The following is an 8,218-nucleotide window of genomic DNA, read 5'->3' on the forward strand; positions in this document are numbered from 1 at the left end:
CGGTGTCCGGGAGGCGCACCCGGCCGACCTCCCCCTACGCGGACGCCGGTCGCGCCTGGGTGCGCACCGACGACGAGGACCTGCCGGTGGCCTACCTCCTGGCCGACCTGGTCGACGGCTGCGCCCACCTGGAGCAGGTGAGCGTGCACCCGGAGCAGGCCCACCGACGGCTGGGACGGGAGCTGCTCGATCACCTGACGGCGTGGGCCGGGGAGCACGGACTCCCGGCGCTCACCCTGACCACCTTCGTGGACGTGCCGTGGAACGGGCCGTACTACGAGCGGCTCGGCTTCCGCTTCCTGGCCGAGGCCGAGCTGACACCGGAGCTGCGGCGGATCCGGCGGGCCGGAGCCGACCACGGCCTGGACCGCTGGCCACGGGCCGCCATGCGGCGCGAGCTCAGACCTCCAGCACCGTCGGGATGATCATCGGGCGGCGGCGGTGGGTGTCGGAGACCCACTTGCCCACCGTCCGCCGCACGATCTGCGACAACCGGTGCGAATCGACCTCGTCGTCCAGGAGCGCGCGCCGGAGGTTGTCCTCGACGAGGGCGAGCACCTCGTCGAAGGCCGACGGGTCGTCGGAGAAGCCCTTGGTCGTCAGGTGCACCGGCCGCACGATGGTCCGCGTCGAGGGCTCGATGACGACGGTGAGGGCCACGAAGCCCTCGTCGCCGAGGATCCGCCGCGCCTGCAAGGACTCCTCCCCCACGTCGCCCACGTTCAGCCCGTCGACGTAGACGTTGCCGATCGGGACGCTGCCCACGATCGACGCCTTGCCGTCGACGAGATCCACGACCACGCCGTCCTCGGCGAGGATCACCCGGTCGCGTGCCATCCCGGTCTCCTCGGCGAGTGCGGCATGAGCGCGCAGGTGCCGCCACTCGCCGTGCACCGGCATCAGGTACCGCGGCTTGGCGACGTTGAGCAGCGTGCGCAGCTCACCGGCCGGCGCGTGCCCGGAGACGTGCACCCGCGCCGTCTCCTTGTGCACGACGGTGGCGCCCAGCCGGGCCAGGCCGTTGATGACCTTGTAGACGGCGGTCTCGTTGCCGGGAACCAGGGACGACGCGAGGACGACGGTGTCGCCTGCCTCGATGGTCACCTGGTGGTGGTCGCCGCGAGCCATCCGCCCCAGCGCCGAGAGCGGTTCGCCCTGCGACCCGGTGCTGACGAGCACCACCTGCTCCGGAGGCATCGCCGCCGCGTCGTCGAGCGAGACCATGAGCCCGGGCGCGACCCGGAGCAGCCCCAGGTCACGGGCGACCCCCATGTTGCGGACCATCGACCTGCCCACGAAGGCGACCTTGCGGCCGTGCGTCTCGGCGCAGTCGAGGACCTGCTGGATGCGGTGCACGTGGCTGGCGAAGCTGGAGACGATCAGCCGCTGCGAGGCCCGGGCGAAGACGTCGTCGAGCACCGGACCGATGCTGCGCTCGGGCGTGACGAACCCGGGCACCTCGGCGTTGGTGGAGTCGGCGAGCAGCAGGTCGATGCCGGTGGCGCCGAGGCGGGCGAACGCGCCCAGGTCGGTCAGCACACCGTCCAGCGGGAGCTGGTCCATCTTGAAGTCGCCGGTGTGCACGAGGACGCCGGCCGGCGTGTGCACCGCCACGGCGAGCGCGTCGGGGATCGAGTGGTTCACCGAGATGAACTCGCAGGAGAACGGTCCCGCGACGTGCTCGTCACCGGCGGCCACCTCGACCAGCGTCGGGTCGAGCCGGTGCTCGCGCAGCTTCGCGGCGACCAGGGCGAGGGTGAACCGGGAGCCGACGAGCGGGATGTCCTCACGCAGTCGCAGCAGGTACGGGATCGCGCCGATGTGGTCCTCGTGCCCGTGCGTGAGGACGACGGCGGCGATGTCGTCCAGCCGGTGCTCGATGACACCGAAGTCGGGGAGGATCAGGTCGACGCCCGGCTGCTCGGCCTCGGGGAAGAGCACTCCGCAGTCGATGACCAGCAGCCGGCCCTCGAACTCGAGCACCGCCATGTTGCGGCCGATCTCGCCGAGCCCGCCCAGGGCCATCACCCGCAGGCCGCCCGACGCGAGCGGGGGCGGTGCCTTGAGGTCGAGGTGGGGCTGGGTGACCTGCCCGCTCACAGCTCGATTCCGCCCGCGGTGAGGTCCTTCCGCAGCTGGGCCACCTGCTCGGGCGTCGCGTCGACGAGCGGGGGCCGGACCGGGCCCGCGGGCAACCGGAGCTCCCGCAGGGCCGCCTTCACCATGATCACGCCCTGGGTGCGGAAGATGCCGGTGTAGACCGGGAGCAGGCTCTCGTTGACCGCCCGCGCCCGGGCGAGGTCACCGGACTCGACGGCGGCGATCAGCTCGGCCAGCCGGGGACCGACGACGTGCCCGACCACGCTCACCACGCCGACGGCGCCGAGCGAGAGGAGCGGCAGGTTGAGCATGTCCTCGCCGGAGTAGTACGCCAGGTCGGTGCGTGCGAGCGTCCAGGCGACGGCCCCGAGGTCGGACTTGGCGTCCTTCACCGCGACGATGTTCGGGTGCTCCGCCGCACGGACCAGCGTCTCGACCTCGATGGGGATCGAGGAGCGCGGCGGGATGTCGTAGAGCATCACCGGCAGGTCGGTGGAGTCGGCGACCGCGGTGAAGTGCCGCAGCAGACCCTCCTGCGGCGGGCGGTTGTAGTAGGGCGTCACGACGAGCAACCCGTGCACGCCCAGCCGGGCGGCCGACTGCGCCTTCTCGATCGAGTGGGCGGTGTCGTTGGTGCCCACGCCGGCGACGACGGTCGCGCGGTCGCCGACGGCGTCCATCACGGCCTCGAGCACCGCGTGCTGCTCGCCGTCGCTGATCGTGGGCGACTCCCCCGTCGTCCCGAAGACGACGAGCCCGTCGTGGGACTGCCGGTCGACCAGGTGCGCGGCCAGCTCCTGGGCGCCCGAGACGTCGATCGAGCCGTCCTCGGCCAGCGGGGTCACCATCGCCGTGAGCACGCGCCCGAAGGGCCGGGCGGGGTCGCTGGTCATGGGGAGAATCTACCCAGCGGCGACGACGTGCCCCCGCGCGTACTCCGAGACGGCGTACCGCAGCCCGGACGCCGAGGAGAACGACCAGCCCTGCTCCGGCGTCCGCGAGACCCGCCGCCACTCCGCTCCGATGGCCGGCGCCCAGGTGTCGCCCTCGACCGCGACGTCGACGTCGGTGACGACCAGACGGTCGGCGTGCGGCAGGAACGCGCTGTAGACCTCTCCGCCCCCGATGACCCAGAGCGGCTGCCCCGTGTCCAGGACCTCGGCCACCGACGCCGCGCGACGCGCACCGTCCGCCGTCCACGCCGGGTCGGACGTGAGGACGACGTTGGTCCGGCCGGGCAGCGGTCGGAACCGCTCGGGGAGCGACTCCCAGGTGCGACGGCCCATGACGACCGTCGACCCGGTCGTGAGGGTGCGGAAGAGCTTCAGGTCCTCGGGCAGGTGCCAGGGCAGTCCGCCGGAGGCACCGATGACGCGGTCCCGGGCCTGGGCCCAGATGAGCGCGACCGATGGTGCGGTGGTCACACCGCCACGGCTGCCCGGATCGCCGGGTGGGGCTGGTAGCCGTGCAGGGTGATGTCCTCGTAGGTGTAGTCGAACAGCGACGGCGCCGGTGCCAGCTCCAGCGTCGGGAACGGCCGCACCTCGCGGGAGAGCTGCTCGCGGACCTGCTCGACGTGGTTGCTGTAGATGTGGCAGTCGCCGCCGACCCAGATGAAGTCGCCCGGCGCGAGACCGACCTGCTGGGCGACCATGCGGGTGAGCAGCGCGTAGCTGGCGATGTTGAACGGCACCCCGAGGAACATGTCCGCGCTGCGCTGGTAGAGCTGGCAGGACAGCTTGCCGTCGGCGACGTAGAACTGGAACAGGGCATGGCAGGGCGCGAGCGCCATGTCAGGCAACGCGCCCACGTTCCAGGCCGACACGATCATCCGCCGCGAGTCGGGGTCGGAGCGCAGCATCGAGAGGATGTTCGCGATCTGGTCGATCTGCTGGCCGTCGGGGGCCGGCCAGGACCGCCACTGGACCCCGTAGACCGGGCCGAGCTCCCCCTCGGGCGAGGCCCACTCGTCCCAGATGGTGACGCCGTTGTCGCGCAGCCAGCCGACGTTGCTGTCGCCGCGGAGGAACCACAGCAGCTCGACGGCGACCGACCGGAAGTGCACCTTCTTCGTCGTCACGAGCGGGAAGCGCTCGGACAGGTCGTAGCGCAGCCGCTCGCCGAAGAGACTCACCGTCCCGGTCCCGGTGCGGTCCTCCTTCGGAGTGCCCTGCTCGAGGATGCGACGGAGCAGGTCCTCGTACTGGGAATCGATGGGTGCTGTGTCGTTCCCTGCGGGTGCGGCGTCCACGGACCCGAGACTACGTGCGGCCACCGACGCCCGGGAGCGGCCGGACACCAGCCGCACCACCGGCCCCGGCAGGCGCCCGTCAGGTCCCGATCGGGACCCGAGCCGGGCCTGACGACGCGCGCAGCAGGTCGGCCGCCAGATCACCGGCACCGGCGACGACGACGTCGTCGAGCTCGAGCCAGTCGGCCATGAGGCGCAGTTCGTCGACGAGGGCCGCGGCGACGACGGGCCGCTCGATGCCCTCCTCGCCGTGCACGGCCTGGACCCGCAGGACGCCTGCCTGCCGGTCGGCCTTGAGGTCGGCACGGGCGACCAGCTGGTCACCGAGCAGGAAGGGCAGCACGTAGTAGCCGTGCACGCGCTTGGCCGCCGGCGTGTAGATCTCCAGCCGATAGCGGAACCCGAAGATCCGCTCCACCCGGGGCCGCTCCCACACCAGGGAGTCGAACGGGCTCAGCAGGGCGCGGGCGCGGATCCGGCGGGGCCGCCGTGCCGCCGGGTCGAGCCAGGCCGGGGCGCCCCATCCCGTGACGTCGACCGGGACGAGCTCGCCGCCCTCGGCGAGTTCCCCGATCGCGGCGCGGGCCGCGGCGGGCTTGAGCCGGAAGTAGTCACGGAGGTCGCGCTCGGTGGCCACCCCCAGGGCGCGCGCGGCGACGCGCACCAGTTCCCGGACGGCGTCGTCCGGATCGGGGGTCGGGGCCTGCAGCACGGCGGGGGGAAGAACCCGCTCCGTGATGTCGTAGACCTTCTCGAAGCTCGCCGTCCGGTGCGTGGCCGTGACCTCGCCGGTGAAGAAGAGCCACTCGAGGGCCACCTTGCCGGCGTGCCAGTCCCACATCTCCCCGGAGCGCTCGCGCTTCCCCTCGAGCAGGTCCCCCGCCTTGAGCGGCCCCTCGCTGCGGACCCGCTCGAGCACCTCGGCCACGAAGCCGGGTCGGTCCCGCTGCAACCGGACCATGTTCCCCCACGCCTGCTCCTCGGCCGCCGCCATCCGCCAGCGCAGGAACGGCTGCAGGCCGACCGGGAGGAACGACGCCTCGTGCGCCCAGTACTCGAAGACGGCATGACGCCGGGCGGTGAGATCGTCGAGGGCGGCGCGGGGATAGCTCCCGAGCCGGCTGAACGCGGGGAGGTAGTGCGAGCGGGACAGGACGTTCACCGAGTCGATCTGCACGACCGCGAGCCGCTCGACGAGCCGGCGCAGCTGCCGCGTGCCGATGTCGACCGACGGACGCGGGTCGGCGAAGCCCTGGGCGGCCAGCGCGATGCGCCGTGCCAGCGCGGCGGGCAGCCGCTCGGGAACGCTCACGGCTGGTCATGGTGCCTGGCGGGTGCGACACCCCGCCCGAGGAACCGCCCGATCAGGTGGGTTCGACAGGGGTGGCGCCGACGTCGCGGCCGGGCAGGGCGCGGCGCCGGGTCCGCGACTCGGCGGTGATCACCCAGGCGACGGCGCCGATGATCACGGCGCCGCCCACCAGCACGTTGACGGTGAGCGGCTCGGCGAGGAACAGCGCGCCCAGCGCCACGGCGACCGCCGGGTTCACGTATGCGTACGTGGTGACCAGGGACAGCGGTGCGCGCGCGAGCAGCCAGACGTAGGCGCTGTAGCCGAGCACGCTGCCGACCAGCACGAGGTAGGCGAACGCCAGCCAGGCCGACCGTTCCGTCGTGGACAGGGCGAGGCGCCCCCACTCCCCGCCCAGCGAGCCGAGGACGACCATCGCCGTCCCACCGGCGGCCATCTCCACGACGGTCGCGGCGAACGGGTCGGCGGGCATGGGCCGTCGGGTGGCGAGCACGGTCCCGACCGACCACAGCAGCGAGGACAGGCAGACCAGCAGGAGCGGCCCGAGCTCCGCCGCGCCCCGCACGCCCGGCAGCAGGAGGACGGCGACACCCACGAGGCCGATCAGCAGGCCGGCGACGGTAGCGGCGGAGGGCCGGTCGCGCAGGACCGCCCGGAGCAGGACGACCCACAGCGGCGTTCCGGCGATGAGCAGGGCCGCGAGCCCGGAGTCGACGTCCTGCTCGGCGACGGCGACCAGCCCGTTCCCGCCCACGAGGAGGAAGAGGCCGACGAGCGCCGCGGTGGCCAGCTGGGCACGCGTCATCGCGAACGCGGCCCGGCCGCGGGCGAGCAGCAGCGCCGCCAGCAGCACCAGCCCCGCGAGGAGGAACCGTGTGCCCATCGCCAGGAGCGGGGGCAGCCCTCCCTCGACCGTGTACTTGATGCCCAGGTACGTGGAGCCCCAGACCAGGTAGACGGTGCCCAGAGCGATCACGACGCCAGTCGTCACCGGGCGGTCGGACGCAGCAGCCCCGGCGGGCGACCGGGGCGCGGTGGTGGTCACCCGTCGATTGCAGCACCCCGCCAGGAGGGAGCTGCCGCCGCCTCCCTCGACCGACCTAGGCTGCCTGCGTGGACCCGACCTCGCCGTTCCCCCGTCTGGCGGGCAACGCCGACGCATCGGTCCGCCCGGCGCTGCCCCACGACGCGGCCGAGATCGCACGGGTACAGCTGGTCACCTGGAGGACGGCGTACCGCGCCTCCCTGCCGGCCGCCGTGCTCGACGACTGGGACGCCGGCGCGGCGACGGCGCGCTGGCGGTCGGCGATCGACTCCCCGCCGACGCCCGGGCACGGCGTCGTGGTCGCGCTGGAGCGGAATGCGCTGGTGGGCTTCGCGGCGTACGGCCCTGCGGAGCTGACCGCCGGCGAGGTCGCCGATCCTGCCGGACCGACCGCCGAGCTCGGGACGCTGCTCGTGGAGCCCCGGTGGGGACGCCGGGGACATGGGAGCCGGCTGCTCGCGGCCGTCAGCGACCTCGTGCGGGCCGATGGCGCCGCCCGGCTGCAGACCTGGCTGATCGAGACCGATCGCGTCTCCGCTGCCTTCCTCGAGTCGGCCGGCTGGGGGCCCGACGGCTGGGCGCGGACGCTGGACACCGGAGGGGAGCCGTTGCGCGAGATCCGCTGGCACGCACTGCTCGACGACCCGGACGCGACCCCGCGGGAGGCAGCACCGTGACGTTCGCGGGCTTCCCCGACGAGGGACTGGTCTTCTACGAGGGACTCGAGGCCGACAACACCAAGACGTACTGGACGCGGAACAAGGCTGCCTACGACGAGCACGTGCGCGCCCCGCTGCAGGCCATGCTCGAGGAACTGGCCCCGGAGTTCGGGACCGCGAAGGTGTTCCGCCCCTATCGCGACGTCCGGTTCAGCCAAGACAAGACGCCGTACAAGACCCACCAGGGCGCGGTGATCCACCCCGAGGGCCGGACGGCGGCCTGGTACGTCCAGATCTCCGCCGATGGGCTGCGGGTCGCCGGCGGCTGCTGGCGGCTGGAATCCGACCAGGTCGCCCGCTACCGGCGGGCCGTCGCCGACGACGTCCAGGGGCCCCGGCTCCAGGCCGAGGTGGACCGGCTGTCCGAGGGCGGCTGGTCCATCGACGGGGACCGCCTGATCCGCGTCCCCGCCGGCTACGCGGCCGACGCCCCGCGGCTGGATCTGCTGCGGCACAAGGCGCTGCACGGTGGTCGCTCGTGGGAGCCGGCCGGGTGGCTGCACACCCGCCGGGCACTGGAGGAGGTCCGGGACGCCTGGCGGGACCTGGCGGCGCTCAACGCCTGGCTCGACGACAACGTCGGCGCGACGACGAAGGAGATCCGCCGCCGCTGACGTGCCGGTCATCCACCGGCGCACCGGGAAGGGTCCGGGAATGCACGAAGGGGCCCCGGCGCGTGGCTGGGGCCCCTTCGGGAATGGTTGTCCGGCGGCGTCCTACTCTCCCACCCCGTCTCCAGGGCAGTACCATCGGCGCTGAGAGGCTTAGCTTCCGGGTTCGGAATGTTGCCG

The 8,218-nt window shown here is 73.1% G+C and carries 9 protein-coding genes and 1 rRNA gene; 3 read left to right on the forward strand and 7 right to left on the reverse strand.

Going from position 1 to position 8,218, the window contains the following annotated elements; all coding sequences use genetic code 11:
- The first annotated feature begins 2 nt into the window (after positions 1-2).
- Positions 3-425: a GNAT family N-acetyltransferase gene (locus tag CRP30_RS22040; RefSeq protein WP_097186183.1), complete on the forward strand. Its 423-nt coding sequence runs from the start codon at positions 3-5 to the stop codon at positions 423-425.
- Here CRP30_RS22040 and CRP30_RS22045 read toward each other — a convergent pair.
- The 6 genes from CRP30_RS22045 to CRP30_RS22070 all read right to left on the reverse strand — a co-directional run bounded on the left by CRP30_RS22045 (position 400) and on the right by CRP30_RS22070 (position 6,708).
- On the reverse strand, positions 400-2,100 hold the full coding sequence (locus CRP30_RS22045) for a ribonuclease J (RefSeq protein WP_097186184.1): 1,701 nt from the start codon (positions 2,098-2,100) through the stop codon (positions 400-402). The two genes, CRP30_RS22040 and CRP30_RS22045, sit on opposite strands and share 26 nt — an antisense overlap.
- The gene (gene dapA / locus CRP30_RS22050) at positions 2,097-2,993 is read right to left on the reverse strand and encodes a 4-hydroxy-tetrahydrodipicolinate synthase (RefSeq protein ID WP_097186185.1); all 897 of its coding nucleotides are present in this window, start codon (positions 2,991-2,993) and stop codon (positions 2,097-2,099) included. The genes CRP30_RS22045 and dapA overlap by 4 nt, the downstream gene beginning before the upstream one ends.
- A 9-nt stretch (positions 2,994-3,002) precedes the next feature.
- Positions 3,003-3,524, reverse strand: coding sequence for a dihydrofolate reductase (locus CRP30_RS22055; protein WP_097186186.1), 522 nt, complete (start codon positions 3,522-3,524; stop codon positions 3,003-3,005).
- Positions 3,521-4,351, reverse strand: coding sequence for a thymidylate synthase (locus tag CRP30_RS22060; RefSeq protein WP_200814917.1), 831 nt, complete (start codon positions 4,349-4,351; stop codon positions 3,521-3,523). The genes CRP30_RS22055 and CRP30_RS22060 overlap by 4 nt, the downstream gene beginning before the upstream one ends.
- Positions 4,352-4,430: 79 nt before the next feature.
- Positions 4,431-5,663, reverse strand: coding sequence for a winged helix-turn-helix domain-containing protein (locus CRP30_RS22065; RefSeq protein ID WP_097186187.1), 1,233 nt, complete (start codon positions 5,661-5,663; stop codon positions 4,431-4,433).
- Between the two features lie 52 nt (positions 5,664-5,715).
- On the reverse strand, positions 5,716-6,708 hold the full coding sequence (locus tag CRP30_RS22070; protein WP_200814918.1) for an EamA family transporter: 993 nt from the start codon (positions 6,706-6,708) through the stop codon (positions 5,716-5,718).
- A 68-nt stretch (positions 6,709-6,776) separates the two neighbouring features.
- Between CRP30_RS22070 and CRP30_RS22075 the strand changes: the two genes are divergently transcribed.
- Complete coding sequence (locus CRP30_RS22075) at positions 6,777-7,385, forward strand: GNAT family N-acetyltransferase (protein WP_097186196.1); 609 nt, start codon at positions 6,777-6,779, stop codon at positions 7,383-7,385.
- Entirely contained in the window at positions 7,382-8,041 is a 660-nt protein-coding gene (locus CRP30_RS22080; protein ID WP_097186189.1) for a DUF2461 domain-containing protein, read from the forward strand. The genes CRP30_RS22075 and CRP30_RS22080 overlap by 4 nt, the downstream gene beginning before the upstream one ends.
- 89 nt (positions 8,042-8,130) lie before the next feature.
- Here CRP30_RS22080 and rrf read toward each other — a convergent pair.
- Positions 8,131-8,218, reverse strand: a 5S ribosomal RNA gene (gene rrf, locus CRP30_RS23460); the annotation flags it as partial.

The organism is Blastococcus haudaquaticus (genome assembly GCF_900230285.1).
In the GTDB taxonomy this organism is placed as follows: domain Bacteria; phylum Actinomycetota; class Actinomycetes; order Mycobacteriales; family Geodermatophilaceae; genus Blastococcus_B; species Blastococcus_B haudaquaticus.